This window comes from Dictyobacter formicarum, from assembly GCF_016587435.1.
The window spans coordinates 539,553-565,384 of sequence record NZ_BNJJ01000003.1 but is presented as its reverse complement, the minus strand read 5'-3'; the positions used below and the strand labels follow the sequence as shown (position 1 = coordinate 565,384).

Annotated in this window: 23 protein-coding genes and 1 pseudogene; 12 read left to right on the top strand and 12 right to left on the bottom strand. The window is 53.9% G+C overall.

The window, feature by feature from the left end:
* Positions 1 to 1,427 (top strand): S1C family serine protease (locus tag JMI88_RS07525; RefSeq protein WP_308438798.1); only part of this gene is annotated, 1,427 nt, incomplete at its 5' end.
* A 334-nt stretch (positions 1,428 to 1,761) separates the two neighbouring features.
* Here the strand turns inward: JMI88_RS07525 and JMI88_RS07520 are convergent.
* The 3 genes from JMI88_RS07520 to JMI88_RS07510 form a co-directional block, all read right to left on the bottom strand.
* Positions 1,762 to 2,544: a hypothetical protein gene (locus JMI88_RS07520; RefSeq protein ID WP_201361174.1), complete on the bottom strand. Its 783-nt coding sequence runs from the start codon at positions 2,542 to 2,544 to the stop codon at positions 1,762 to 1,764.
* Positions 2,545 to 2,758: 214 nt separating this feature from the next.
* The gene (locus JMI88_RS07515) at positions 2,759 to 3,511 is read right to left on the bottom strand and encodes an anti-sigma factor family protein (RefSeq protein ID WP_201361173.1); all 753 of its coding nucleotides are present in this window, start codon (positions 3,509 to 3,511) and stop codon (positions 2,759 to 2,761) included.
* Positions 3,512 to 3,528: 17 nt separating this feature from the next.
* Positions 3,529 to 4,173, bottom strand: coding sequence for a sigma-70 family RNA polymerase sigma factor (locus JMI88_RS07510; protein ID WP_201361172.1), 645 nt, complete (start codon positions 4,171 to 4,173; stop codon positions 3,529 to 3,531).
* A gap of 239 nt (positions 4,174 to 4,412) precedes the next feature.
* Between JMI88_RS07510 and JMI88_RS07505 the strand changes: the two are divergent.
* Positions 4,413 to 4,592: pseudogene (locus tag JMI88_RS07505) on the top strand (citrate/2-methylcitrate synthase); the annotation flags it as partial.
* 38 nt (positions 4,593 to 4,630) lie between these two features.
* On the opposite strand, the gene JMI88_RS07500 reads toward JMI88_RS07505, so the two are convergent.
* Positions 4,631 to 6,544, bottom strand: a complete 1,914-nt coding sequence (locus JMI88_RS07500) for a protein kinase domain-containing protein (RefSeq protein WP_201361170.1) — start codon at positions 6,542 to 6,544, stop codon at positions 4,631 to 4,633.
* Between the two features lie 216 nt (positions 6,545 to 6,760).
* Between JMI88_RS07500 and JMI88_RS07495 the strand changes: the two genes are divergently transcribed.
* Positions 6,761 to 7,462 carry a dienelactone hydrolase family protein gene (locus JMI88_RS07495; RefSeq protein ID WP_201361169.1) on the top strand — a complete coding sequence of 234 codons (702 nt, stop codon included), beginning with the start codon at positions 6,761 to 6,763 and terminating at the stop codon, positions 7,460 to 7,462.
* A 271-nt stretch (positions 7,463 to 7,733) separates the two neighbouring features.
* Here the strand turns inward: JMI88_RS07495 and JMI88_RS07490 are convergent, their stop codons facing one another.
* Both JMI88_RS07490 and JMI88_RS07485 read right to left on the bottom strand, forming a co-directional pair.
* On the bottom strand, positions 7,734 to 7,946 hold the full coding sequence (locus JMI88_RS07490; protein WP_201361168.1) for a TOBE domain-containing protein: 213 nt from the start codon (positions 7,944 to 7,946) through the stop codon (positions 7,734 to 7,736).
* 139 nt (positions 7,947 to 8,085) lie between these two features.
* The gene (locus JMI88_RS07485; RefSeq protein ID WP_201361167.1) at positions 8,086 to 9,039 is read right to left on the bottom strand and encodes an aldo/keto reductase; all 954 of its coding nucleotides are present in this window, start codon (positions 9,037 to 9,039) and stop codon (positions 8,086 to 8,088) included.
* A gap of 217 nt (positions 9,040 to 9,256) precedes the next feature.
* Between JMI88_RS07485 and JMI88_RS07480 the strand changes: the two genes are divergently transcribed.
* Positions 9,257 to 10,492 carry a cysteine desulfurase-like protein gene (locus JMI88_RS07480; RefSeq protein WP_201361166.1) on the top strand — a complete coding sequence of 412 codons (1,236 nt, stop codon included), beginning with the start codon at positions 9,257 to 9,259 and terminating at the stop codon, positions 10,490 to 10,492.
* Between the two features lie 91 nt (positions 10,493 to 10,583).
* Here the strand turns inward: JMI88_RS07480 and JMI88_RS07475 are convergent, their stop codons facing one another.
* From JMI88_RS07475 to JMI88_RS07460, 4 genes are all read right to left on the bottom strand, one after another.
* Positions 10,584 to 12,539 (bottom strand): SHOCT-like domain-containing protein, encoded by a 1,956-nt coding sequence (locus JMI88_RS07475; RefSeq protein ID WP_201361165.1) that lies wholly within the window; start codon positions 12,537 to 12,539, stop codon positions 10,584 to 10,586.
* 45 nt (positions 12,540 to 12,584) lie between these two features.
* Entirely contained in the window at positions 12,585 to 12,959 is a 375-nt protein-coding gene (locus tag JMI88_RS07470; RefSeq protein ID WP_201361164.1) for an SHOCT-like domain-containing protein, read from the bottom strand.
* Positions 12,960 to 12,963: 4 nt separating this feature from the next.
* Positions 12,964 to 13,323, bottom strand: coding sequence for a DUF2089 domain-containing protein (locus tag JMI88_RS07465; RefSeq protein ID WP_201361163.1), 360 nt, complete (start codon positions 13,321 to 13,323; stop codon positions 12,964 to 12,966).
* A gap of 77 nt (positions 13,324 to 13,400) precedes the next feature.
* Complete coding sequence (locus tag JMI88_RS07460) at positions 13,401 to 13,634, bottom strand: hypothetical protein (RefSeq protein WP_201361162.1); 234 nt, start codon at positions 13,632 to 13,634, stop codon at positions 13,401 to 13,403.
* 490 nt (positions 13,635 to 14,124) lie between these two features.
* Here JMI88_RS07460 and JMI88_RS07455 point away from each other — a divergent pair, with 490 nt between their 5' ends.
* From JMI88_RS07455 to JMI88_RS07440, 4 genes are all read left to right on the top strand, one after another.
* Positions 14,125 to 14,721: an RNA polymerase sigma factor gene (locus JMI88_RS07455; RefSeq protein WP_201361161.1), complete on the top strand. Its 597-nt coding sequence runs from the start codon at positions 14,125 to 14,127 to the stop codon at positions 14,719 to 14,721.
* The gene (locus JMI88_RS07450) at positions 14,693 to 16,846 is read left to right on the top strand and encodes a branched-chain amino acid ABC transporter substrate-binding protein (protein ID WP_201361160.1); all 2,154 of its coding nucleotides are present in this window, start codon (positions 14,693 to 14,695) and stop codon (positions 16,844 to 16,846) included. The genes JMI88_RS07455 and JMI88_RS07450 overlap by 29 nt, the downstream gene beginning before the upstream one ends.
* A gap of 388 nt (positions 16,847 to 17,234) precedes the next feature.
* Complete coding sequence (locus JMI88_RS07445) at positions 17,235 to 18,221, top strand: ABC transporter ATP-binding protein (protein WP_201361159.1); 987 nt, start codon at positions 17,235 to 17,237, stop codon at positions 18,219 to 18,221.
* Between the two features lies 1 nt (position 18,222).
* Positions 18,223 to 18,936 carry an ABC transporter ATP-binding protein gene (locus JMI88_RS07440; RefSeq protein WP_201361158.1) on the top strand — a complete coding sequence of 238 codons (714 nt, stop codon included), beginning with the start codon at positions 18,223 to 18,225 and terminating at the stop codon, positions 18,934 to 18,936.
* 55 nt (positions 18,937 to 18,991) lie between these two features.
* Here JMI88_RS07440 and JMI88_RS07435 read toward each other — a convergent pair whose 3' ends face one another.
* Positions 18,992 to 19,723 (bottom strand): MBL fold metallo-hydrolase, encoded by a 732-nt coding sequence (locus JMI88_RS07435; protein ID WP_201361157.1) that lies wholly within the window; start codon positions 19,721 to 19,723, stop codon positions 18,992 to 18,994.
* Positions 19,724 to 19,974: 251 nt separating this feature from the next.
* Between JMI88_RS07435 and JMI88_RS07430 the strand changes: the two genes are divergently transcribed.
* The 3 genes from JMI88_RS07430 to JMI88_RS07420 all read left to right on the top strand — a co-directional run bounded on the left by JMI88_RS07430 (position 19,975) and on the right by JMI88_RS07420 (position 22,316).
* A complete protein-coding gene (locus JMI88_RS07430; protein WP_201361156.1) occupies positions 19,975 to 20,502 on the top strand; it encodes a GNAT family N-acetyltransferase in 528 nt (175 codons plus the stop codon).
* A gap of 94 nt (positions 20,503 to 20,596) precedes the next feature.
* Entirely contained in the window at positions 20,597 to 21,376 is a 780-nt protein-coding gene (locus JMI88_RS07425) for a hypothetical protein (RefSeq protein ID WP_201361155.1), read from the top strand.
* Between the two features lie 160 nt (positions 21,377 to 21,536).
* Positions 21,537 to 22,316, top strand: coding sequence for an NAD-dependent epimerase/dehydratase family protein (locus JMI88_RS07420; protein ID WP_201361154.1), 780 nt, complete (start codon positions 21,537 to 21,539; stop codon positions 22,314 to 22,316).
* Here the strand turns inward: JMI88_RS07420 and JMI88_RS07415 are convergent.
* Positions 22,311 to 23,408, bottom strand: a complete 1,098-nt coding sequence (locus JMI88_RS07415; protein WP_201361153.1) for a Gfo/Idh/MocA family oxidoreductase — start codon at positions 23,406 to 23,408, stop codon at positions 22,311 to 22,313. The two genes, JMI88_RS07420 and JMI88_RS07415, sit on opposite strands and share 6 nt — an antisense overlap.
* Before the next feature lie 539 nt (positions 23,409 to 23,947).
* Here JMI88_RS07415 and JMI88_RS07410 point away from each other — a divergent pair.
* Positions 23,948 to 25,828 (top strand): sensor histidine kinase, encoded by a 1,881-nt coding sequence (locus tag JMI88_RS07410; protein WP_201361152.1) that lies wholly within the window; start codon positions 23,948 to 23,950, stop codon positions 25,826 to 25,828.
* Positions 25,829 to 25,832: the final 4 nt, after the last annotated feature.

The window sequence follows — 25,832 nt, the reverse complement described above, 5'->3', positions numbered from 1 at the left end:
GTGAGCAGAGTTACCAGGAATATATGCAGCCGGGCGCCTATCGATCAGCTCCGCTGGGGCAGCCAAAGGATGATGCTTATCGCTCGGTGCCGTCATCCTCCTATCCAGCTCAGCCTGCGGGAAGAAGTCCGTACACGCCTCTATCCCCCACGCCAGGCACCTTTGAGCATGAGCAGGCGCGGCCAACTTATCAGAATAGTTACCGGCAGGGTGGATATATTACGGGTGATAATAGTGGGGCGCCGTTTGGTCCTCCTCCTGGCGCTGGCCAACCGGGCCCGAAGCGCAAGCGCAATGGTTTGCGCACCGGCGCGATTATGGCTCTGACGCTGGTATTGGCGATGGTCTTTGGCGTCGGGCTTTTTGCTGGCTGGCAGTTTGGACGCACCAACAGTAGTACATCTACGGCGACTGTGCCCAGCAGTAATAATTCATCGCTGCAGCCTGGAACGGTGCCGCAGCCGACCGTGCCCGCGTTGACCAACAATAATATGCAGGCGGTTCGTGAAGCGGTGGTGGCCAAGACGCGACCGGCCGTAGTTCAGATTAATGTGCAGACACAGAAAGGTACGGCACTGGGTTCGGGTGTCATTATCGACAAGCGCGGCTATATCGTGACCAACAATCACGTGGTTGATGGTGTTACCACCGTTGATGAGGTCGTCTTATCGGATGGTACCCGTATCCGCAATGCCCAGGTCGTAGGTACTGATCCCGCAGATGATCTGGCGATCATCAAAATTAATCCGCCGACCAATATGGCCGTCATCTCGCTGGGTGATTCCTCCCAGTTGCGGGTAGGACAGGATGTGCTGGCGATTGGTAACCCGTTGGGCAACACTCAAACTGTTACCAATGGTATTGTCAGCGCCCTGGGACGTAATGTCAGCGAGGGCAATGGCGCTATCATTCCAAACGCCATCCAGACGGATGCGCCGATCAACCCGGGCAATAGTGGTGGTGCGCTGGTCGATTTGCAGGGAAACCTGATTGGTATACCGACGTTGACCGCAGTTGACCCGGAATTTAACTCTCCGGCCAACGGTGTTGGTTTCGCTATCCCATCCAATCGTGTTCAGTTTATCGCGACCCAGTTGATTAACAACGGTAGGGTGCAGCATACTGGTCGCGCGGCGATCGGCATTAGTCCCACACAGGTTGATCCGACTCTGCAGATGCAGGATAACCTGGCCGTTGATCACGGTGTCTATGTAACCAGGCTGACAGCGGGTGGGGCCGCTGAAAAGGCTGGCATTAAAGCTGGCGACGTTATCGTCCAGATCGACAATAAAGCCATCGATTCTATCCCTTCACTAGAAGATGCGCTGATTGCCAAGAATCCTGGCGATAAAGCAACGGTCAAAGTCTATCGCGGTACACAGCAAATAACCTTTACCGTTACGCTGGGTGAGCTAAATGCGGGCTAGTAGTTGATAGCTAGCTTCTCACAAAAAAGAGATGCCCCTTTATCACGAAGGGGCATCTCTTTTTTGTGTGCCTGAAAGCCAGATGGGACGCGCCTTCAAGCTGAGGCAAGGAGGAGGAGATCATGCCCCCGGCATGCTCGTCAGCACCTATGACACTACGCTCCTGCGGAGCTCAAAAGAAGTTTTATGTCAGGTGCAAAACGTATGCAAAGCGCACGTTTTGCACCTGACATAAAAAAGATTGGGGACGCCTGCGTTCCCAGGGGTGCTCTGATTCCAACATGCCGGGACTCAGACACTGAGAGGGACGTGTCCAGGTTGAAATTGCTCTTTATCATCTCTTGTAGGTATGTTTTGGAGCGTGAAGCGGGGAAGCTCCCGCAAGGGGAGCACCTACGACATGGCGTGAGCGCCGGCTGGCCAGCAAGACGCCCAGGAAGAGCACGATCCAGCCCAGGGCCATAATCAACCAGAAGATTGAGTCGAGCCCGAGAAAACGGGCCAGGGTGCCCGCGGCGCCATTCAAAATGGCGCCTGTAAAAATAAAGATATTGGCCCAGAGAATATTGCTGGTCTTTGCGCCGCCCATACTGGCCTGCTTTCGCAGCATTTTCCAGCCCGAGAGCAACGCCACTCCTGCGACCGCGACCACTCCCAGCGTATTGAGAAGAATGGTCATTACCAGCCAGGGGCCTGGATGTAGCGTGCCTGTGCCGGGGGTGCCCGCAATATGGCTGAGTCTGGACATATCGATGGTGGCATCCAGAACAAAGGTTGCGGCTATCAAACTGAGCAACAATAGAAAGCCCACACAGGCCCGGGAGACGCGCGGTTTACTGATCAGGGCAATACTTCCCATCCCCAGCCAGGAAGGCATGATGGCGCCTCCTAGAGCGTAATAGAGGCGGAAGAAATAAGTGCCGGGTTCTGAGGTTGGTCCCACGATGAGCATGGCTATGTAGGCCAGTGTTGCCACAAAGGCCATTAGCAGGGAAATGGACCAGTATAGCTGATAACTGTGGCGGCGTCCTATATATTGTCGTAGGATGACGAAGGCAAATATTCCAGTTACCAGCACATTAATTAAAGGCGGCACTAACAATAAAATTGTGTTCACTAGCTATCTCATTTTCTGAAAGTGGAGCTCTGACAATGATGGCATTGCGCATTGGATATGATTGCTGATTGGTTGCCATCCTTTACCGTATTCCTTTACTCAGAATATAGCATAAACTGCGTTCTTCGACAGTAGTAAATATGGCCGAAATGTCTATGGAGCGTCACAAAAAAGTGGCACCCACTGCGGATGCCACTGATTTCAGCTCTATCTGCTATCTCCACCGGTGCCGGTACTTTTGTTTAAAGATATAGAAGCCCAGAGCACCAACGATTACTAGTAAGAGGCCCAGACGCAGGCGACCCGGGCTATTGTCGATGCCGAAGAAGTGCAAGAATTGGAGCGGATCAGACTGCGTTGTATTTGGTTGTGCGGTCGTCGATTGAGCGGTGGACGGTTTCGCGCCGGGTACAGTACCGCTTGCTGGTGGGTGTGTTGTATTTGTCGTTGAAGACGTAGCATGCCCACCAGGTGGGTTAGTGGCAGATGGTCTGCTCATAGCGCTATTTGATGAGGTACCGGTAGCACTTCCTCCAAAGTGAGGCAATTGCAGCGTCGATAGCATAAAACAGATGCCGACGACGGCCACCAGGCTGCTGATCAGGCGTAGCGTGGGGCGCCAGTCGCGACCGGTGCTGGTGCGCCTGGCCTGTTGCAACCGCCGCTGGGGCAGCGAAATGGGGGACGACGCGACCGCATCTTCTTGCGGGGTAGCGGGCTCCTCATCTACCTCGGGGACCTCCCACGAGATATCGGCGGGCAAGGCGAACGAGCGCGGCAGCGTTGGTGCTGGTAACGAGCGTAGCAGCTTTACGGTCTGTCGCAACTCGGCAAACTCCAATTGACATTGCTCACAGGACTGCAGGTGCGCATGATACATGTTTTCTTCTGGTTCTCCCATGGAGAGCTGGTTGTCGAGCAATGCAGAGAGTTCTTCTGTTGTCAGATGCCGATCAAGTTCAGACACGCGTATACTCCGTTATATTATCCATCACTACTACTATTGGTGAGACGATAATTACGTGGTAAAAGTTCCTTATGTTGTTGTAAGTAGGTGCGCAAACGGGCGCGACCGCGAGAGATGCGTGAGCGAACCGTACCCATATTGGCCTGTATCGCCTGGGCGATCTCTTCATAAGAGAGTCCTTGAATATCGCACAGGACGACAGCAGTGCGCTGCTCAAGTGGAAGCTCCTCCAGGCCACGCTGGATAAGCTCCTGTAGCTCTTGCGTTAACATATATTCTTCTGGATTGTCCTCAGGTCCACTGACTGAGAGTGTATCCAGAGAGCCCGACGCATGTGGTTCTGTTTCATCGGTGAGTGATTCGAGCGAGGCGGTCGGATGACGTTGGACGCGACGCCAATGGTCGCATGCCAGGTTAGAACCGATGCGTAGTAGCCAGGCACGAAACGAAGCTCCTCCACGATAGGTGCGGATCGCCCTGAACGCAGAGATAAACGCGTCCTGGGTCACGTCCGACGCCGTATCGTAATCTCCGAGCATGCGAAAGACAGTACTGTACATGATGTGCTGGTACTGTTCAATGAGCTGATTAAACGCTTTGATGTCTCCTTGCTGGCTACGGGCGATGAGTTTCTCCTCTTCGTCTCGCGCAAGCTTATCCATGGGGCCCCTCGCTTATTGCTATTTGCGTCAGTTTACCATATTTTACGCGCCAGAGCTATTGTTTTACCCATTAAATCTGTAGGTTCGACCTTTACGGTCGATTGGTTTCCGCACCAATGCGTGACATTTGCCACATATATCCTCGCCGGAGGCGAAATTTTGGATTGTTAGCTGGCTGACGCGACACTTTACGTGTGGCACGGTATAATAGCAACGAATACCAATTATGAACAACACATGTTTACTACACCATGGGCATTCCAATCGATCTGGATACGCCGATTTTTGCCTGCAGCTGTGTGGCTGGCTGGACCGCCCATGTGCTGGAACAATATGCCCACAACCGTTTGATTCGTCCGCGTGCCGAATACGATGGTCCAAAATTCATACCCTATATTCCCCTTGAAGAGCGGAGCTAATAAGTCATCCTGCCAATAAAAAGCAAGAAGTGCAGCGTCTATGGTAACAGGCGCTGCACTTCTTGTTTTAGTTCCTCATAGCTCTGATAGCGTAGCGCTATATCTTCGCTCAATGCCCGGCTCAAGATCCGCTCCAGAGCTGGCGAGATAGTGGAATTCAATAAGCGGACCGGCGGATAAGCTGGATAATGGGGTGGGGCCACATTGGTCAGGGCGTGATGCATACTGGCCGCGAGCGCATAGATACAGGTACGCTGATCATAAATTTTGTCCTGGATTGGCAGGTAGGGTGAAACGGCCAGTTTGCGTGTGGTGCGCCTGCCGCGTCCATTGCGCTGCGGTTCTTTAGGTGGTGGAGGTGGAGGGACCTGGAAGCCGGTTAAGAAGACGCGGCCGCGCTGGGCTTCGATCAAGATCGTGGCGGGCGAGATATCATAGTTGCGCAGCGGTGGGCGCTGTTTTTCCAGGGTCATCAGGATATTGAGCAGGCTATTGATATAGCCCAGAACCTCGCGCTCTGGCAGAGGATGCAAAAGTTTGGCGAGGCGTTCGCCCAGGCTCTCGCTATCGATATAGTTGAATACCGCATAGTAGTGTTTTCCCTCGGCAAAGCGATCGAGCATATGTGGGAGCAGCGGATGATTGAGTCGGGCCAGCGGATTGGTAGCCTGATCATAGTATGCGACATCCCTGGCGCGCTGTGATAAGGGCTCATCGGTGCATTCCCAGCGTTTAAGGACAACGCGCTGCCTGGTCTGGGCATCGATGGCTACCGCGGTCATGATGCCTGTCTCCTCGGTCTGCTTCAGGAGCCGATTGATGGTGTAGCGGCCCTGGCGTACGGTGATGCCGATCAATGGACTGCTCTGCAATTTCGTGGGCGGCAGGGTGAGACGGCCGCAGTTGGAGCAGCAACGCTGACCAAAGCGGACCTGCGCATCGCAGTACTGGCAATAGCGATTGTCGTATTCCGCACCACAGAAAGTGCAGCGGCGCGCACCAGTGCGATTCTGTTGTCCGCAGATCTGGCACACGTAGCGCTGTTTGGCCGTGTTGACAGCCTGCGTATAGTGTTCAGCGAACTCGGTAATGCTGGCATAGCGCTGGCGATAATCCTTGGATAGAGCGCGGAGCAGGACGGCTGAAACCTCGACGGGAATGCGTGGATTCCATTTCTGAGGTGATGGTGGCGGCTCTTTCATGTGGGCGTTCCAGATATCCTCCAACAGCCGATAGACAAACGGTGGTCGCCCGCTCAAGAATTCATAGCAGCAGACCGCCAGAGCATACTGGTCGGAGTGGCGTCTGGGTGCGCCCTGCCACTGTTCCGGCGGCATATAAGCAGCGGTTCCGGTAATCTCACCCAGCGAAGCGTGGGTTTGCATACCCAGATAATAGGCGGTACCAAAGTCGGCCAGCAGGATCTGCCCATTGCGTCCAATCAAAAGATTTCCCGGCTTCACATCCTGATGCACCAGGCCATTCTCATGCACATAGCGCAGCGCATCGGCGGTCTGCTGGATATAGGGGATCAGCTCTTCCGCGAAGGTCTGGCGGCGACTGCCATCGGATCGGCGGAAAAGGTCATTAATCATGTGGGGCGCGTATTCCATCACAAAATATGGTTGTTGACTGCCGCTAATTTGACCAAAGTTATAGATTGGCAAAATATTCGGGTGCTGCATGGTCGCAATGCGGCGCGCCTCCTGAAAGAAACTGGCTTGCGCCTTCGCATTAAACTGATCCATACGTAGCACCTTGAGAGCCAGAATGCGGCTAAGCGGATTCGGCTCGCGCACTTTGTATACATAACCATAGCTGCCTGCACCAATAAAGTCCATTACTTCGTAGATACCAATCTGTGCGCCTTGAACCAGGAAATCGCAATATTGGCAGCAGACGGTGCCAGTGGGATTGTCATGTTTTACATGTGGATTGAGACAGCGGGCCAAATTTTTGTCCTACCCCTTCTGCTTAAAAATGAGAGCTGTATGAGAATGGTATTTACATCCACTCTCACTGTATGTACGTCTATTCGAGGTTCTGGTTACGCTTTCGGCCAAACCGCTTTTTCTGCCAGCAGGAATGGCTCGTTTCGTGGCTGCTTAGCGTATCACAAATAGAGCATAGATATTTTTTCATTATCGCCATAGGAAAGAGGTTGTGCAATGATCGAGCAAAATGATGAGAATTATCGTAGTATCGCCAATCCACAGGGACAGCTTGTGCGTATCGGGGCGGAAGCCATCGGCTTGAACGGCATCTTACATATTCCGCAGGATGCGCGCGGCTTAATTATCCTGGCCCATGGCATTGAGGATAGCCAGAAGAATCCCCATCAGAATGTAGTTGCTCTGGCTTCAGCCTTCCAGCAACATGGTCTGGCCACACTGCAGTTAGATCTGTTTTCCAGCGACGAACTGGCCCTGGATGAGCGTACAGCTTTTTTCCGCCAGAATATTGATATCATGCAGCAGCGTATAGTCGGGGCGGCCGAATGGTTTTTGGAGAATCCATCAACGGATAATCTGTCGATTGGTTATTTTGGCATGAATGAGGTAGGGGCGGCGGCCATCGCGGCGGCCACTACGCGTCCCGATATTGCGGCGGCCGTGGTTGCGGTTGGCGACTCGGGCGACCTCGGTAATGAGTATGCACCACGCGTGCTGGCTCCTACCCTGTTGCTGGCGGCCGAGGGCGATAAAGATGCGGTCGAACATAACAGGCGGCTGCTGGACCTCCTGACGTCCGAGAAGAAGCTCGAGATCGTTCCTGGTGAGGCGGCCCTGTTTGAGAACCAGCACGGCTTTGATGAGGTAGCACGCCTCGTAGGTGGCTGGTTCGCTCACTGGCTGGTCCCGATCGTGTAGATACGGCCTTTACGACGCTTCCTGCCTCGCCCCGCGCATACGCAGCCCAAAAAAGGAAAATCCGCTTTTGGCACCGCACTGCGTGGGGCGAGGTGTGTGACCACGAGGGATGTTTTCGTGAAGCAAGGGGAAATCGGGCGCGAGGCCCGAACCTACGATTTGTCGATCATGATTTCGGTTGATTTGACAAATCGGGCGCGAGGCCCGAACCTATGGGTTTTTGCCAATCATGACCTCGGTTGACTTGACAAATCGGGCGCAAGGCCCGAACCTATGGGTTTTTGCCAATCATGACCTCGGTTGACTTGATAATGGCTACCGCCTCATCGCCGTTTTTCAGATTGAGGGATTCGGCCGAGTGGCGCGTAATAGCCGAAACGATCTCCTGTCCATCCGGCAACGTTACGACAACTTCGGCCATCACGCTGCCCAGGGTGATGGATGTGATTTTGCCTTTGAGTTGGTTGCGTGCGCTGATCTGCATTGATGTGCTCCTTTTCAAATGGAATCTACAATTATGAGCAACTGACAATTGGTTGGCTAATTACAGAATAGCTGGCCTCCCAATATGAGAGGCCAGCTATTCTGGTTAGCAACGTAATACAAATCACGAGCAACAAAAGCTAAGGGTTTTCTTCTAAGAACTTGTTGATCTGCTCCATTTCAGCGTCGGTTAGACGGAACTCAGCGGCTATGATCATTTCCTCAATCTGCTCAACGGTGCGCACACCGACGATGGCGCCACTTACTGTTGGATTATGCAGCGTCCAGGCGACCGCTACGACACCAGCCGGGACGTTGTGAGGGAAAGCAATATCATTGAGCAGGTTGGCCAGCGCCAGGTTACGCGAGAGGCGTGGTTCCTGAAATTCACTATCGCGCTGGCGCCAGTCATCCTCAGGCATGTTGGCGATGCGCTCTTTGGTCATGCGACCACTCAGCAAGCCAGAGGCCATTGGCGAGTAAACGATGACGCCTATATCGTATTCCTGACAGTAAGGCAAGATCTCTTTTTCGGCTTCGCGATTGACCAGTGAATAGGGTGGCTGTAGCGTTTCCACCGGAGCAATCTTTTCGGCACGCTTCATCTGCTCAACATTAAAGTTTGAGACACCAATGTGGCGTACCTTGCCCTCTTTTTTCAATTTAGCCATCGCGCTCCAGCCCTCTTCGATATCGGGATCAGGATTGGGCCAGTGCATCTGGTAGAGGTCGATCGTATCGATTCCCAGGCGCTTCAAACTGGCCTCGCACTCGCGCTGGATCGAATTGGGATCGAGGTTATTGCTTACCCTGCGGCTGTCATCCCAGACTAGCGAGCATTTGGTAAAGATATAGGGCTTCTCTCGACCTTTAATCGCCTTGCCAACGATTTCTTCCGAGTGACCAAGACCATATACGGCTGCAGTATCAATCCAGTTGATACCCAGTTCCAGGCCACGTTTAATGGTGGCGATCGACTGTGTGTCGTCCTGGCTACCCCAGCCGAATTCCCAGTTGCCACCACCCATAGCCCAGGCCCCAATGCCGATGGGGGTAATTTGCATGTCTGTTTTGCCGAATTGGCGTGTATGCATACTACATCCTTTCGTGTCTATATCCATGATAATTATTTGTCTGTTTATTGTTATACGTAGCACTTTGCTATCAAGTGACAGCTGAAACGGCGTTTTGCCGCACCAAGACTCTTCAATTGTAGTATAATATTCCCGCCTGATGCAGCTATATATCAGAGGTTCTCGTGATACAATGAGCTGTGCCGTTTTTCAATTTCAAATATCCTCGGAGGATTTTATGCTCAACATTGATGCCGTGCGTACGCATTTTCCAGCGCTTGCTTCAGGAGCGACCTTTTTTGATAATCCCGGTGGCACTCAGGTGGCGCAAGAGGTGATCGAGCGCATGCAGCGATATTTCTTGCATTCCAACGCCAATCATGGTGGCGCTTTCCGCACCAGCCAGGCTTCGGATGCCGTGGTATGGGAGGCGCGTGAGGCGGTGGCTGCCTTCTTACACGCAGCCCGTCCAGAAGAGATTATTTTTGGTCAGAATATGACGAGCCTGACGTTCCATATCAGTCGCAGCATTGCGCGTCTGCTGGAGCCTGGCGATGAACTGGTAGTGACGCGCCTGGATCACGATGCCAATATCGCGCCCTGGCTCTTAATCGCCGAGGATCGCGGCTGCCAGGTGCGCTGGGTCGACTTTCATCCCGAGGATTGCACGCTGGACATGCAGGTGCTGGAGGAGGCGATCTCGCCGCGCACGAAGCTGGTGGCGGTCGGCTATGCATCGAATGCCGTGGGCACGATCAATGATGTCCAGAAGGTGGTCCAAATAGCCCACAGTGCGGGCGCGCTCTGCTTTGTGGATGCCGTGCAGTATGCGCCACATAAGAGTATCGACGTACAGGCTCTGGATTGTGATTTGCTAGCCTGCTCGGCCTATAAGTTCTTTGGACCCCATACAGGTATCCTGTATGGCAAATATGAGCTGCTGGAGCGCCTGACGGCCTATAAAGTGCGGCCAGCAGAGAATCATACACCGGATAAGTTTGAGACCGGCACGCAGAGCTTTGAATCGATCGCTGGCGTGCTGGGAGCACTGGAGTATCTGGCCTGGCTGGGAACAACCTATGGACCCGAGGACGGTGCGCAAGGATCGACACGCGAACAGGCGCTGAGAGCAGGTATGCAGGCGATTGAGAATTATGAGAGCTCATTGAGCCTGGCTCTGCTAGAGGGTCTGCAAACGGTACCAGGATTGCATATATGGGGCATTACAGATGCCGCGCGTATTGCATCTCGCGTCCCTACCTTTTCCTTTACTTTGCCTGGCTGGGATCCCAGCGCGGTGGCGGAACGCCTGGCCCGCGAAGAGATCTACGTCTGGAGCGGAAATTTCTATGCCCTGGCCGCCCTCGAACGTCTGGGACTGGATGAGCAGGGAGGTATCGTGCGCGTCGGCCTGGTCCATTACAATACGCGCGCTGAAATTGACCGCCTGATCGCTATTTTGAAAACTCTATAACGACCTCCCCATCATGTATAGAAAAAGGGAAGAGGATGGGCCTGGTAGTAAGCCTATCCTCTTCCCTCACGTGATCGAATGAGATGGTTGTTTAGTTGCCGAGGGCTTCCAGGAGCATGTCTCCTTCTTCGGGGGTGATGCGGCCTTCGGCGATCATGCGCAGGATGGCTTCGCGCTCCTGCTCGATATCGACCGGAGGCGTAGTCCCGCTGGAGGCTGGCTGGAGGTCTTCGGCGGGTGCGACCGGTACCTCAGGCTGGGCGCGCTCGTCAAAGCTTTGAGCCTGACTGGTGGCTGGTGTCTCCTGGGGCTGTCGTGATGGCTGTCCCTGAACAGGTGGGACCGGTGGAACCGGCGGTGTTGGCGGCATCGGCGGTCGCGCTGGTACATTCATGTTTTTGAGGGCCTGCTCAACAGCTTCCAGGGCGCCCTGAACCCCTTCGGAGGCGGCACGCTGAGCCTGATCGACAATGCGATTGATGCGCTCGGGGTCCATGCTCCATTGGCGCTCGTTGATGCGAAAATGGAAGCGGGCGGCTCGCTCGCGATCACGCTGGGCACGCTCGTAAGCCCGTTCACGAGCGCGCTGAGCCTGTCGCTCAGCCTTCTGACGTTGCTTCTCTGCTTTGAAGATGATCTTCTGATGCTCTGCCTGGTTGGCGACCTCGTTGACTATATCCGCGCTGATCGAGGCGGTGGCGCTATTGACGGTGGCGCTGATCTCGGCGCCCAAGTCGCGACCAATGTTGCCCATCTCACGGCCGAAATCGGCCATGCTACGGCTGAAGTCGTTCCACCAGGCACCGCCCTCGCTGCTACTGCTGCGTGGACCCTTCTCGCCGCGCAGGTGCAGGTCGCCTCCGACCATCAGCTCCAGGTGCGCGGCTCCATCTCCATAGACCAGTGTGGCGCGATTGCCGATAGAGTTGGATACGATGGAGCGACCGGTGATGTCTCCACCAATCGTGCCCTGGATGGTGACGTTAGGCTCGGCGGGCAAGACAACTGTGGCGTCGCTACCTACGCGCAGGTAGGAGGTGCTGCCCGGCTCAAAATCTGTCTGCAGGTACAGGTCCGAGCCGACGTTGCCAGTGTTGACGGGGCCATGCACATTTTTGAGTACCGCGTCCGAGCCGACTGATCCGGCACGAACTTCACCACCAATATTGGTGAGTGCCACATCGCTACCTATATTGCCCAGCGTCACGTTACCCTGTACGTTACTGATGCGTGCATCGCTGCCGACGCTGCCCAGCGTCACCTGGGCGACGTCCTGAATATTGAGATCGCTACCGATACGGCCAAGCGTAACGTCAGCCTGGGGACTCTGGCTGATCCGGCAATCGTTGCCGACGTTATTGATGGTCAGGCCGGCTACCTCCTGAATGGTCAGGCTATTACCCACATTGCCCAGCGTGACGGTGGTCTCTCGCTTGCCCGTGATCTGGGCATCATTTCCAACGTTGTCGCAGCGCAAAGTATTGATGTCTTGCCCGCCCAGATCGTTGCCGACGCTACCAATAGTCGCTTCCTCGACCTCCTGAAGCCAGAGATCGTTGCCAATTGCCTGCAAGTACGCGCCAGTGATATTGCTCAGGGAGACATCGCCATGCAAGCGCTCCTCAGAACGAATCTCCGCCACATCTTTGGCCGCTACGTCGCCATTGATGGTTTCCAGTGTCACAGCGCCACGGATATTTTCCAGGCTGACATCGCCATCGATATGGGTGAGCGTAACCTCGCCCTGAATCTCTTTCAGGCTGAGATCGTCGTGAATATTGCGTGCGATCACCTGGCGCACCTGCTCTATATTCACTCCATCGTGAGCTTCTACTACAGTCACGATGCTCTCAAAAGGTACCGACACCGTCAGGCCCTCCTGAGCATCCGACAGGTTGAAACTGGTATCGGACTGATCGTCAACGGCATAGTCGCCGTCGCTTTCGACCTCGATAGAGGACTGGTCCCAGCCACGCACATGTAGAAACTCATGGATGTTTGAAAAATTGACATATTCGATGCTGTTAGCAGAAAAAGACTTCTTCACAGCTATTTCTCCTTCGCTTTTAGGTTAGAGAGTAGAAAGCATCATTTATTCAACAAAGACTTCGAGACGTTCGCCCTGTTCCAGGTCCTGAATATCGAGCAGACGGCCAGTACTTCCATCTTCAATGGAGCGCAGGACATCCGTGATGGTGCGGGAGTCAAGCTGGGGAAGCAGATAGCCTCCCAGACGTACACTGGTTTTGAGCAATTGTACTGGCATACTGGCAATAACATTTTTATGCTGTTTATTCTGATTAAGGCTGGTGGCGCGAATACGCAGTGTGCGTTCACGGACAACTTCTGGCGGTCGGATGATCTCGGTTTCCAGTGTATCTAAGAGTTGGGCCGCCTCGACCGCACTGATCCGGCCGGATTCCACCAGCGCCAGGATGCGATTGCGTTCCTCTTTGGATAGCGCCATAGTCTTAGCCTTTCAACAGCTTCATGGCCTCTTCGACGCTGATCTCTTTGGCGGCCAGCTTATCCAGCACGGCCCGCCGATCGACGCGCCCATCAAATTCGGGGGTGCCTCCCAGGGCGGTCACGATATCGTCCAGGCGACTGCGAGCCGTATTGTAAGCAATGTTCATTTCAGCGGCCAGCTTCTGGATATTGCCACGATATTTTACAAGTAGCTCGACGAAATCCAGTTGCTCACGGGTGAGCCGACCGATCCAGCCCAGGCTAAAGCGTCCTTCAAGGGTGACGCCGCTGGCCGGGCACTCCAGGCGGGTGACAATCAATTCCTCGCCACTCACTGGATCTCTAGTAATCAATGGATACATACCGCTGTTTCTCCTCATCGTTGTGTGTTTAGAAAGACAAAGGTTACAAGCGCAACAGCAGGGCTGTCGCCAGACGCTCAGGCATGTAACTGCCCGGTTTTTGGGCCATGGAAAGCTGGTTTTTTAGGTTGGGCAACCTGTTCCAGTTGTTGGCCCAGATTGACCAGAGAGTGACCAACCTTGCTAATCATCCTGGCACCCAGGGTAGGCTGTGAAAGATTGCTGACCAACTGATTACGTTCAATGTCCTGACGGATCTCTCTATCCCGGTGAGCAGTTGTTGCGTTGAGCAGTTGTAATTCGGTATACATATCGTTTTCTCCTTTTCGGTAATAGCTGTCCGGCAGGTCAGCCAGCCCTTCTCATTCATCCGTCTTGCGTGGCTCACTACCGCCGCCCCACATACTGTTCAGTTTGGTAAAATTTGCCTTCAATTTGGTGGTTTTTTATTGATATGAGGAATGATACCATGTGATTTGATAAAAATCAATAGTTTTGTGGGGAATATTAATAATTGGTTGCATAAAATTACCTTTTTGGCTGCACTTTTTTGTAAGAGGGAAAAATAAGTGGGTCGTGCATATCAGCGATGGATAGTTTTTGCGAGTCCAGGAAATTGATAGCAGAGAGTATTGATTAATGGATAGCAAGAGCGTCGTAAGAGATGGTATCCTTTTTTAAATGATACTGCCAGGGAAGGGAAGTGGACTGTGACTGGCTGTTCATCTGTTGCGTCTGGCGGCAGGGGAAGCATGGGCAGATCATCTCACTATTTCTACTTAGAGTGAAGGGAGTCCGGCTATGTATCCGCATCTTCCAGATGATATCTCTCTCGAATGGCTGGTCAGCGAGGCGCGCAGGGGCAATCAACAGGCAGCCGACCGGTTATTTGATACCTTTTATCGCAGGATACGCCACTTTTTTCTAAAGGATCTGCATGTGAGTATCGAGACCGCCGAGGAGTTGGTGCAGGATACCTTTGAGAAGGCCTGGCGTAAATTGCCGACGTTGCATGAGTGCATTCGGTTTGAAGCGTGGCTGTATGCAATTGCGCGCAACGTGGCCCTGGACCATGTGCGAAAGTTGAAACGGCGTAAGGTACCGACCCCGATTGATCCAGACTTTGATCTGGCGGATGGTTCGCCACAGGTAGAGAGTGTGGTGCTGGCAGAGATGCATATCCGCGAGATGTGGGATGCCATGCCTGCCAAGCAGCGCGAATGCCTCTACTGGTACTATATGGAGAATTTAACGATGGAAGAAGTTGCGGTGCGTTTGCAGCTGGGAGCTGATACTGTCAAAGCATATATTAGTAAAGCTCGGGTAAAACTACGCGAAGGGCTTTATTCTTCAGAGGAGGAGCAAGTCAATGTCAAGGCAAAACGATGCAGGGCATGATCCGATGGAGGATGTGTTCATGCACGTCATGTGTGATCGCTGGGCTGAGAAGCTTGAGGTAACACGTGTAGAGCACCTCTCTGAGGAAGATCGCCACGCTTTTGATCTCCACTTACAATCGTGTTCTCGTTGTCAGGAACTGGTTGCGCAGTATCGGGTAGTTGACGACTATTTTTATCGTCTCATATTATCAGAACAAATGTCGGTAGCTGCGAAGGCACCGCCGCTCCCGACACCTGTGAGTCGCAAACAGCGGACCACGCATATCCTCGATACATTGCGGGACGTGTTTGGCCAGCGCATGTCTGCGTTTCAACAAACTTTTTCACTCCTCCTACAGGGTTCAGGCTTACTCTTGCTGCTGTTGATTCTGGGTACGATTTTTTTTCAGGTTCAGCTTGGGGGCAACCTGATGGTGCCGCTGGCCCTGCTGACGCTGGCCTTTGCCCTGATCATGCTGGGTTTTCTCAACAATCAGCAGCAATTCAAGGATGCTGGCCAGCAGCACTGGCGGCGCTCGGATCAGCAGCCCAATAATACATTGGCGTGGCGAGAATTCTCCTTGCCGATGCCAGCAATGGATAAAGATGGGCCGGTGCATATGAGCCATCGTTATCGCGCACAGCAGCGCTGGCGCGATCGACTGCTGCGCGACAAGTGGATCTGGGGTGTGACGGTTTGTTTGCTGCTGGCCATCAGTGTGGCCTCGCTGGGATGGCTCTCGCCGCTATCACGCCCCAATGATAGTGGTGGTGCGGTCGCCAGCGGTGCCCCGGTGGGGATTAGCGTGGATGGGAGCAGGGTATTTGATACCAATCGGGAGGATGGGGACCTGAAGCGGCAGGCGGCCAGCAAATTATTGGAGGGGGATGTTGATGGCGCGAAAGAGCTGTGGAAGCAGGCTCTGGCTCTGGATAGCAATGATGCAGAGTTGCTGATCTATCAAGAAAATCAGAGCGTCAAGGAATCCTTACAGCCTTACTTTACGCTGGTGGTGGGGACCGTATTTTCGCAACAACATATCGGTGGTGCGCGCGATATTTTACAAGGGGCCTACGTGGCACAGAAAGAATATAATACCCAGGCTGCGAAGAGCCACCGTCCGCTGTTGCGGCTGATGGTTGCTTCTGCGGATGTGGATGCTGCGAGTCCTACCACTACGGCCGAGGAAGTGGTGCAGGCCGCCCAGAAAGATCATTCCATCGTTGGCGTCATAGGATGGTCCACCAGCCGGAGCGTTGTTTCTTCTCTGCAGGAACTGGCGGCCGCCCACCTGCCCATGGTGTCGCCGACTGCCACCAGTGATGTGCTCTCTGGCCGTTCGCCCTACTTTTTCCGTGTCGTGCCACCCGATACGCAACAGGCGGCCCTGGCCGCCACCTATGCCAAACAGGTACTGCATGCACGCCGGGTTGTGCTCCTGAGCGATCCCGACGACACATATAGCGAGAGTCTGGCACAGGCATTCAGACAGCACTATGAGGATAGCACCCATAAGCTTATACACGCGCCGTATGACTACACCAAAGGCGATCTCAGTACCGTTGATCGGCAGATGGATGATATACTGCAGCAAAAGCCTGACCTGATCTATTTTGCCGGCTATGTCAACGAAGCCAGCGTGATGCTCAAGCGGCTCCCGTCCTGTCAGGCCGGTCAACCCTGTCTATCAGTATTGGGTGGCGACGCCCTCTATGTGGAAGGCGACTACTCGCTGGATGCCTTTAAGAACTATGGGCGGTTAAGCTTTACCTCCTTTGCTGCCCAGGAGCGCTCACAGCCGCAGCATCCTCAATTCTTTGCCGATTATGCCAAAGATTTTGATCCAGCGGGCCAATATCGACCAGGCACATACGGCTATAACGCGACCGATGCGGACGTGATTCTCGGTTATGATGCAACGCTGGTCTTGCTCAAAGCTTACGGACAATTGCAGGCCCGGGGCCAGTCGCATATAACGGGGGCGCAGATCCAGCAGGTCCTGCAGACGATCACCGTCAATGGCGTCAGCGGTGAGATTCATTTTGACCGCAACGGCAACCCGATTGCGAAAGATATTGTCATCTTGAAGGGCAGTGAAAATGGACATACTACGATCGACCATTCATTAGACAAATCGAAATAGAAGACAAATTGAAATAGACGGTAAAATTCCATAGGTTCGGAGCTTGCCTCCGATTTTCCGCTCGCTGCACGACAATGCTCTATTAAAGGCGAGTATGCCGGGAGCATGATTATAGATTCGGGGCTTGTCCTCGATTTGTCGCCGCTCTGAGGAGAGCGACAAATCGGAGGCAAGCTCCGAACCTATGAGGTTTCCGCTTTTCTTGTTGCGTTATATTGTGATATGCCGGTGGATGTTATGCGTATGTATAGACAGTGGCGAGTAAAATAAGAGAAATATTCGCTGGAAAAAAACATTGTTGTATTTCTATGCATTATGTTATGCGAATACTATTTTTTGATCGATTGTAGAAAATTAGCCCGATTTCACAGCGAAAAAAGGAGTTAGTATGCCGGACCCTATTGTTCTTTGCGATAACCTTGTAAAAATATATAAGGTCGCGGATCTGGAGGTGGTCGCGTTACAGGGTCTTGATTTAGAGGTGACGCCCGGAGAGGTGATGGCCATTGTGGGCGCTTCTGGTTCAGGAAAAAGTACGCTTCTGAATATTTTGAGTGGCCTGGATGTGCCCAGCGCCGGTAGTTGTATTGTGGATGGCAATGATCTGACCCGTCTATCTCAAGGCCAGCGCATCAATTATCGACGCCGCATTGTGGGACAGATCTGGCAGCAGAGCGGACGCAATCTGCTGCCGGAATTGAGCGCGCAGGCGAATGTTGAATTGCCGCAGATGTTGAGTGGTGTGAGCTCTTCACAACGTGTCAAGCGGGCCAGGGAGTTGCTAGAACTGGTTGGCCTGGCCGGAAAAGAGCAGAAGAAGCCAACGCAGCTCTCCGGTGGTGAGCAGCAGCGTACAGCGATCGCGGTAGCCTTATCCAATAATCCTAAAGTGTTGCTGGCGGACGAGCCGACTGGAGAACTGGATTCGGTAACTGCGAGCGAGATTTTTGAGCTCTTCCGCCGCCTCAATAATGAACTGGGCTTGACGATTATCACGGTCACCCACGATGCCACGATTGCGGCTGCGGTTGATCGCACGATCGCCATTCGTGATGGTCGCACCAGTACTGAGACGATACGCCGTGAAACCATGCTGGAGACGATAGAATCCCACATGCCGGCGGCCAGTGCGGTGATTGGTCTTTCCAGTAAGACGCATCGGGAGTCAATTCTGATCGACCGTGCTGGTCGTCTGCAGCTGCCAAAAGAAGCCATTGAGACGTTACCCTTTAATGGTCGCGCCGAAGTAAGGATCATCGGCGACCATGTCGAGCTCTGGCCGATTCTGGATCATGTGAATGGCAACGGTAATGGTAATGGCGCCAGTTATAAAGAGGTTCCACTAAATGTTCAGAGTGGCAAGAAGGAGCGGTAACATGGATTCAGCAGTTGCAACGGAGACTATCGTTGAGGCACATGGCATTACGCGCAACTATCCTTCGGGCGAAGGGGTGGTACATGCTTTGCGCGGCATTGATTTGGAGATCAAGGCAGGCGAGTTTGTGGCTTTGCGTGGTCGTTCCGGCTCTGGTAAAACGACCCTGCTCAATATATTGATCGGCCTGGATAGTCCCACCAGCGGTAGCGTCTTTATTCTGGGCAAAGATCTGTTGAAAATGGGCGAGACAGAACGCGCCCGCCTGCGCCGAGAGAGCATCGGGATGATGTTCCAGAATGCACACCTGTTCCCTTCTTTGACGGCTCTGGAGAACGTGGAGATTCCGCTACGCCTATCGCGCTTGCCGTCAGCTCAGCGCAATAAGCAAGCTATCGAAGCCCTGGAGCAGGTGGGTCTGGGGAAGCGCGCCAGGCACCGTGGTATGGAGCTCTCGGGTGGCGAACAGCAGCGTGTGGCCCTGGCGCGCGCCCTGGTGCATAAGCCCCGCTTCATCATCGCTGACGAGCCAACTGGCAACCTGGATTCGCTGACCGGTCGCGACATTACCTTCCTGCTGCGCGATATTTCGCATCAAGGTAATATCGGACTCCTGATCGCTACTCACGATCCCGTGGTCTTCAATACTGCTGATCGCCTGGTACGCATCCAGGATGGACAGTTGTCTGAGGGGTCGCTGGAAGAACATAGCTAGCAGCGATCAACCGACACAAGAACTGCAGGGGCACAGCGTCGTGTCCTTTCATATTTTAGAGCGTGAAAGAGAGCAGATCGTAGCCAACCTGGAGTGTGCCGTTGTAGCCGCGCTGGCGGGCCTCGTGTTGAAGCTGAGGACCATCCAGAGTGCGATAGAGATGTGAACAGATGATGTGTCGGGCCTGCGTGGCGACCGCCAGTTCAACAATCTCAGCGTCACTGATATGTCCGGCATCGATAATGGCCAGATCACTATTTTTGAGCAGATCAATCTCCTGTGCGTGGAAGTGTGAGTCCCCGGTGATAGCGTATGTCTTATTCCCCCACTGGAAGCGCAGCCCATGATTGCCAGCTGGCGGCAGACTAAGGAACTCAAAGTGATAATTGCCAATTGAGAAGCGCTCAGTGGTGATCTCATGGACCAGTACCTGGTAGCCGGGCTGCTGGAAGCTACGTGGCCCGAAGAGCTGCATCAAACCGTCTATTAACCGCTGGACGCCCGCCGGACCGTAGATATGCAGGTCGCTGCCGCGTGGATCGCGCTGCGACCACGCGCCGGCCTGGAGTATAGGGATGAGGTCCGACACATGATCGGGATGAAAATGCGACAGGATGATATGGGAAAGCTGGTGGTGGCGAACGCCAACCTCTAGCAGACGTTGCGCGATACCATGTCCACAATCGAAGAGAATAGGGGTCTGGTCCAGCTCTAGCAGCACACTGGAGGCCCGGCGCTCGTATTCGATCTGACAGGTACCCGTACCCAATAATGTCATACTACTCATAAGTTAATATCTCCTTTTTTATCATCAATACAGAAGCGTTGACCACCATTTTACTATACAAGGGACCTCTGAGCATCTATACTATAAACGAGTAAGATTCTCGTGCGGGAGAGGGAAAATTGGCCGCAAGAGCCGAACCTACGGGGCGTGCCTGGAAAGGAAAGGTCTCGTGTGAGGGGGAAATCGGCCGCAAGGGCCGAACCTACGGGTTGGCGCATATGTTGATTGGCATGTTATCGAGAGGATTGGCGATGCTGTTTCTGACTGAGCCGAGCGCAAAATATAAGGAGAGCTTCCTTGAGGGGCTGCGAGAATTTCAGGAGGAAGGAACACTGCTGCAATATAATCTTCCACGCCTGACGGCTGATTTTGATGATTATTTGCGGCATGTGAACAGGGTCTATAATCGGGCATCGTTGCCTCCGTATGTTGTGCCGGATACGCGCTATTGGCTTATCGAGGGGGATGGCGATAATGGGGTGTATGTGGGCAATCTGACTGTGCGCCATGAGCTGAACGAGCTGTTATTGAAGGTTGGTGGACATATTGGGTATCAGATCCGCCCCTCCTGGCGGCGTCGGGGTTACGGAAGGCAGATCCTGCGTCTGGGCCTGCAGAAGGCGCTAGACCTGGGAATTACCAGGGCTCTGGTTACTTGCGATGAGACGAACATCGGGTCCAAAAAAGTGATTGAATATAATGGTGGGCAGTTTGAAAATGCTGTGTATATTGAAGGCTCTACGGTGAAGAAGCTCCGCTATTGGATCGATATTGCTTGATCGACTGTAGGTGCGATCTTCCTCGTGTGTTAAGCGGGAAATCGGGCGCAAGGCCCGAACCTATGGTTTTTCGAAGAAAGGTGTAGGTAGGCACGTGTTGGATGTATCTCCCCTGGTTCCAGAGGCGCGCCCAATTGCTAGCGCGGCGGCACAGATATACTTGAAGCACCTGGAAGCGGCATGCATTGGTATTTTGATCCATGGTTCGGCCTTGAAGGGAGGCTTTATCCCTGGCTGTAGTGATATTGATTTTCAGTTGTACCTGGATGGCTCGATTCTGGAGGCGAGTGGGCAACTACCGCTGTCTCTGAGCATGGCTATTCAGCGCGATCTGGCCACGCTTGATCCAGCACCATTTCAATATATCCAGGCGTATGTGAAGTCTCCCCATGTCAAAACAGCGCGGGCGGCGCAGCTGGTCGGGCCAATCGCGGACACCTATCATATGCTCTATGGCCATTTGCCTGTGCCCGAGGCGACTGTTGAGCAGATTGTGCAGGGTTCCAGGCGCAGCGTTGAGCGGGTCCCGGCCGTGATTGCGGATACCTCAGAAGATTTGCTCAGCGCTGGCGGCGGACGCCTGGAAAGAAAGGTACGCTTTATGTGTACCGATGTCTGGCCGACCCTCTATAGCGTCCTGACGCTGCAGTCACAGCAGCCGCTGGCCATCTGGCGTCTGTCCAAGGATTCGGCCCTGCATCTGCTGCCGGCCCATACCCCGATGGGCCGTGGCATCCGGCGTTTCCATCAATGTGTGACGCTCTATTACAGCCATGAACATGTACTGGAGGAGGCGCTGGCCGTACTCGAAACCGGCGTAGCCTTCCTGCAGGCGGTTGAACAGTGGTATGAGGGGTATCAAGCGGCTCGGTAAGAAATCGGGCGCGAGGCCGGAACGTACGAAGGGACGTTTTCGTGCGTGGAAGGGAAAATCGGGCGCGAGGCCGGAACGTACGAAGGGACGTTTTCGTGCGTGGAGGGAAAATCGGGCGCAAGGCCCGAACCTATGTATAAATAATTATGGAGAATACGAGATGACGAAGACTGTTTTAATTACGGGTGCCGGAGGGTTGATTGGGACTGCGCTGCGCCAGGCGCTGGAGCCAGGGTATGCGATTCGTTGTTTCTCTAAACATGAGATTCCAGATGTGGATACGGTGGTGGCGGATATCAATGATATGGAGGCGCTGGTGGCGGCCTGTGAGGGCGTGGATAGCATTATTCATCTGGCTGCCAATGGCTCGCCTCGGGCCAGTTGGGAGAGCGTATTACATAACAATATCTCAGGTACCTATACCGTGTATGAGGCCGCGACCAGGGCGGGTGTAAAGCAGGTCATTTTTGCCAGCTCAAACCATGCCGTTGGCAACTATGATCTGGAGCATGCGCCGGATATTTATCGTAGCGGCCAGCCCGTGATTGATCATCTGATTCCGGTGCGTCCCGATAGCTATTATGGTGTGAGTAAGAGTTTTGGCGAGTCGCTGGGCCGCTACTACGCGGAATGCAAGAACCTGCGCGTGATTTGTTTGCGCATTGGCAGCGTGACGCGCCAGGATATGCCGCCCCGTCAGGTTCCGATTCCTCACCACTATCCTGAATCTCCAGAACGCCTGGCGGCGCTCTGGATCAGTCAGCGCGATCTGGCTCAACTCGTAGAAAAGAGTCTGGAGGCTGAGCAGATCACCTTTGACATTTTCTATGGTGTTTCGAACAACACGCCGCATTATTACGATCTCGATCATGCACGCGCCGTGCTGGGCTACCAGCCCCAGGACGGTGCGGATGTGCATGATGTTTTCGCGTCCTCATGAGATGGTGACGGTGCGTTGCTCGCGGGCGCTGGTCTGGGCAGCTTCTATGACGCGGATGACTTCGAGCACGGAGTTAGGATCGACAGGTAGGGGCGTGCCTTTGGTGAGGGCGTCGCGGACCCCGGCATAGTAGCGTTCGTAGGCGCCGGGGACGGTTTCAATCGGGCCGTCGAAATGGACGCCGTCCTCGCTCAGGTTGGTTGAGAGATGGCCCCAGCGCTCGCGTGGTTCACGACCCCAATCTGGATCTCCGGGCTGTTTGCCGGTCCGCAGTGCATCCTCCTGCGGATCGAGTCCCCATTTTTCGTAGGTGCCGTTGAGGCCGCTGACGCGCATGCGCTGTCCGGCGATGCGGGCGACCTGGCTCATCCAGAGGTGGGCAGTGATGCCACTGGCAAATTGTAGGGCGACAAAGCTATCATCGTCGACCTGAGCCCCCGGGCGGCGCTGGAACATTTCAGCGTAGACGCGCTTGGGTTTGCCAAAGAGGTAGAGTGCCTGATCAATCAGGTGGCTGCCCAGATCATAGAGCTGCCCTCCAGCCGCCTGAGGATCGGCGGACTCGCGCCAGACTCCCTGCCGGGGCGTGGGACGGTAACGCTCGAAGCGGGACTCAAAGCGGATGATAGGTCCGAGCAGGTTGGCGTCCAGTATCTTCCGCACGGTCAAGAAGTCATTATCCCAGCGCCGATTCTGGAAAACGGTCAGAAGCTGGCCCGTTTCGTGGCTGACCGTCAGCAATTGCTGGGCATCATTGACCGTCGCAGCCATCGGCTTATCGATCACTACCGGTAGCCCGGCGCGCAGCGCGGCGATCCCGAGCGGCACATGCATATTATTCGAGGTGGCCACCACCGCCAGATCATAGTTGCTGGCGTTCTGCCACAGGTCCGCTACCTGGCTCAGTATTTTTGCATTGGGATAACGTTTACGGGCGCTCTGCTGGCGCTCTTTATTGCCGGTCACGATCGCGGCCACCTTCATATCTGGTGTTGCGTCGACCAGGGGCGCATGAAAAACGGAGCCGGCCAGTCCGTAGCCGATGATCGCGACCCGTACGGGAGACGTGCCAAGGGATTCCTGGAATGCCATAAAGTTCTCCTTCAGTACTGATGGTTGTATCTATGTTCTAAATGTATTAAGCTGATGCTGGTCAGGTGTTCGCCAGCCTTCATCTCCACATGGTAGCACGAAACAGGAGGTATTTGTTACCTGTCGTTTGCCCCACAGAGCGTTTTAGCATGTATCATCATGATCATTTGTATAGCTATCTGTGCAAAGCACACTAGAGCTAGTGTATAATAGTAATATCAAAATACATAATATCTATGGCGTTATATGCATATATGTTATTTGATGGTTATTTGATGGCGAGCCAAATCATTAAGAATGGATATTTCATTGATGTGTAGTGGTATTTGTGCTGTGTGTAACTTCTGGTTCAGATCATTGCACCTGCTGTGCTGATCCAGTTAGCGATAAAGCATCCTCAAGACGGCGCAGAGACCGGCTCGCCTTTGCGTTTGCTAAGCTGTGGGATAGCGGTGACACATCAGGTTTAACTCATCTTGCAGAAATAGAATTGAAAGGTTACAGTGCGTACGGAACAAAAATTTCTAGATGAGCTATATATGTTGCGCGCGCGCGTAGCTGAGTTAGAGCGCGAGCGCGATGAGGCTCTGGAGTACGGGCAGAAGCAACGCATACAGCTCGAAGGCGAATTAGAGAGTTTACGGCAAGCCACGGCTCTCGGCCGGACGTTTTCGACCGATGAGCAGATAGTGGCGCTGAATGCCGTTTTTGGAACAATTGCCGATGGGGTGGTGATGTATGATCGTGCTGGCAAGATTATTTGTGCTAATCAGGCTTTTCATCAGATGATGGGAATCACTTCGCCCGCCAACTACTTGCAACTATCTATGCATGAGCGCTGCGCACGTATTCAGTTGCGGGATGGGCAGGGGGAATTGCTGCCTGAGGAAGCGTGGCCGCTGACCCGGCTAGCGCGCGGTGAGGTGATTGCCAGCGGAGAGCCGGTTGATCTGACCTTTGTGACCCTGGATGGTCGTGAGATCCAGACCGATGTCAGTGGTGCTCCGATACTGGATGGGGCTGGCGAGATTGTCGGTGAGGTGATTGTCTTTCATGATATTACCGCGCGTAAGCGATTGGAGAAGCGTACCAACGATGTCCTGCAGACTCTGCTGGAGATGGCGCAGGTGCTGGTTCAGGGCACGGATCGCACAGCGACTGATGAGCTGCAGTTGCCATCCTCTCTGCATAGTGTGCTACAGCGCTTGATGAAATTGGGGCAGCGGGTCCTGCGCTGCACACGCATGGGAGTGATGCTGCTTAATCAAGATCTGGAGTCGTTGCAACCAGTGGCGGTAGTGGGAACGTCCCCTGAAGAGATGGAGCAATGGCTGGCGACCTTTGCGGGCACGCGCCTGGATGAGCATTTGAGCGCCGAACAGATTGAGGCCATGCTGAGTTCTGGCCTACCGATTAAAGTAAATATTGCGCAGCTGTCTCCCTCTGGTCGCCAGCATTTTTATCAACTGATACCCATTATTATGCATGATCAGATTATCGGGATCATGGCGCTGGATGGTGGACAATATGGACAAGATCTGTCGGCGGATGAACTGGTGCTGATTCTGGCGGTTTCCAGATTGGTGGCGCTGGTATTAGAGCGCGAGCAGTTGCTGGAGGAGCGGGCTGCATCTCAGGCTAACGAACTGGCCCTGCTGGAGGCGAATCGCCGTATGGATGAGTTTTTGAGCATCGTCAGCCATGAGTTACGGACCCCATTAACCACCATCAATGGCAATATTCAGCTGGCAAAACGTCGCGTTGATACGCTACCCGTGCCCGATGGGGCGCCGGCCGGGTATCACGAAAAGTTGAAGCTCATACATGAGCTGCTCAGCAGGGCAGAGCGGCAGGTACACATCCAGAATCGGCTGGTGGGGGATCTGTTGGATGTGTCACGTATCCAGGGCAATCGTTTGCAGCTTGATATGGATGATACGAACCTGGTAGAGATTGTCCATAATGCTGTGGAAGATCAGCGTTCTGCATCTCCGGGACGCGTCATCCTGCTACACGACAACGTTGGAGATGCGCGCTCTTTACCTGTGCATGCGGATGCCGATCGCATCGGCCAGGTGATCACCAACTTTTTGACCAATGCTCTGAAATATTCGGCTTCCGATCGCGTGGTCGAGGCAAGCATCGAGGTCATCTCTTCATCTGTGAAAGTGTCGATTCGGGACGAGGGGCCTGGCTTGCCACCCGAAGAGCAGAAGATGCTGTGGGAACGCTTCTATCGCGTGCCGGGGATTGTAGTTCAGAGTGGCTCGGGCGTTGGGCTGGGATTGGGCCTGCATATCTGCCAGACAATCATTGCACGCCATGGCGGTGAGGTGGGTGTGGATAGCGAGGTGGGGAAGGGCTCAACCTTCTGGTTTAAGCTGCCGCTGGCCTCAGATTTTGTAGCAAGCAAACAATAACAAC